This is a genomic window from Flavobacteriales bacterium (assembly GCA_013214975.1).
Taxonomy (GTDB): Bacteria; Bacteroidota; Bacteroidia; order DT-38; family DT-38; genus DT-38.
In genome coordinates this window covers 1-1,568 of record JABSPR010000189.1, presented here as the reverse complement: position 1 = coordinate 1,568, position 1,568 = coordinate 1, and the positions used below count along the sequence as shown (strand labels likewise).

General features: G+C 36.1%; 3 protein-coding genes. All 3 read left to right on the top strand.

Annotated features, from left to right (window positions below):
- On the top strand, positions 1–311 hold a 311-nt coding region (locus tag HRT72_06505), incomplete at its 5' end, for a fructose-bisphosphate aldolase (protein ID NQY67358.1).
- A gap of 40 nt (positions 312–351) precedes the next feature.
- The gene (locus tag HRT72_06500) at positions 352–1,197 is read left to right on the top strand and encodes an acetyl-CoA carboxylase carboxyltransferase subunit beta (protein ID NQY67357.1); all 846 of its coding nucleotides are present in this window, start codon (positions 352–354) and stop codon (positions 1,195–1,197) included.
- A 65-nt stretch (positions 1,198–1,262) separates the two neighbouring features.
- The gene (gene rpsO / locus HRT72_06495; protein ID NQY67356.1) at positions 1,263–1,532 is read left to right on the top strand and encodes a 30S ribosomal protein S15; all 270 of its coding nucleotides are present in this window, start codon (positions 1,263–1,265) and stop codon (positions 1,530–1,532) included.
- Positions 1,533–1,568 lie beyond the last annotated feature (36 nt).

Below are 1,568 nucleotides of genomic sequence, written 5' to 3'. Positions count from 1 at the left end.
CAGATATAGGGTTTGGCAAAACACATAATCTCGTATATAGCGATTTAACAACTGATCACCCAATAGATTTATGCAGATATCAAGTAGCTAATTGTTATATGGGTAAAATCGGTTTAATTAATTCTGGTGGTGAATCGAAAGGAGAATCTGATTTGCAGGATGCCGTTACAACTGCGGTAATAAACAAACGTGGTGGCGGACAAGGATTAATTTCTGGGCGCAAAGCATTCCAAAGGCCTATGAATGAAGGCATACAACTTTTGAATTCAATTCAAGATGTATATCTTGCCGACGAAATAAATTTAGCATAAGCTAAAGCTTCTATTATATCTTTTAGGTAAATAATTAAGTATGGGTTGGTTTAAGAGGATTAAGGATGGGATACAAACTACCACAAAGGATAAGAAAGAAACTCCTGAAGGTCTTTGGCATAAATGCCCAACTTGTAAGCATATGCTTACAACAGAAGAACATGCAGATAGCTTATGGGTTTGCGATAAATGCGACAAACACCACAGAATAGGTTCTCGTGAGTATTTTCATATCCTTTTTGACAACGGGCGATTTAAAGAACTAGACGCAAATTTAAAACCAGGTGATCCATTAAAGTTTAAAGACACCAAAACTTACATAAGCCGTGTTAAGCAGTCTAAGGAGAAAAGCGGACTTAAAGAGGCTATTCGGACAGCTCATGGAGTAATCGAAGAACAAGAGATTGTGATCGCTTGTATGGACTTTCAATTTATTGGAGGTTCTATGGGATCTGTAGTAGGAGAAAAGATATCCAGAGCAATTGATGTTTGCCTTAAAAAGAAGGTTCCATTATTAATTATCTCAAAATCTGGTGGAGCTCGAATGATGGAAGCAGCCTTCTCATTAATGCAAATGGCAAAAACATCTGCTAAATTATCGATGCTTGCTAAGGCGAAAATCCCATATATTTCTCTTTTAACCGACCCTACTACAGGAGGTGTTACTGCATCTTTTGCAATGTTAGGTGATGTTAACCTTGCTGAACCAAAAGCACTTATCGGATTTGCAGGACCGCGTATTGTAAAAGAAACAATAGGAATAGATCTACCGGAAGGTTTTCAAACAGCAGAATTTGTCTTAGAGCATGGCTTCATTGATAAAATCGTTAATAGAAAAGATCTAAAAAATACAATCTCAAATTTAGTTAAACTATTCGCTAACTAATGTTGACATTCCAATAGAAAGATCTATTTTCGCAGTCGTTTAAAAAGAAAAATTTTAGAAAAAAGATGCATCTAGATAAAGAAGTAAAAAAAGACTTTTTCAAAAAATATGGAAAAGATGAAGCAGATTCGGGTTCGCCAGAGGCGCAGATCGCTCTATTTACACACAAAATCGAACACCTTACCAAACACCTTAAATCCAATAAAAAGGATGTCTTCACGCAAAGATCACTAGTACTCCTAGTTGGCAAGAGAAGAAAATTACTTAACTACCTAACAAGCAAAGACATCGAAAGATATCGAGCTATCGTTAAGCAGTTAAAACTAAGGAAGTAAATCTTCCTCACGGGATAAACTCTATCTCGTTTTACT

Excerpts from the sequence above, each read along its gene's own strand:
- rpsO (NQY67356.1), top strand. The coding sequence starts at position 1,263 with ATGCATCTAGATAAAGAAGTAAAAAAAGACTTTTTCAAAAAATATGGA.
- HRT72_06500 (NQY67357.1), top strand. The coding sequence starts at position 352 with ATGGGTTGGTTTAAGAGGATTAAGGATGGGATACAAACTACCACAAAG.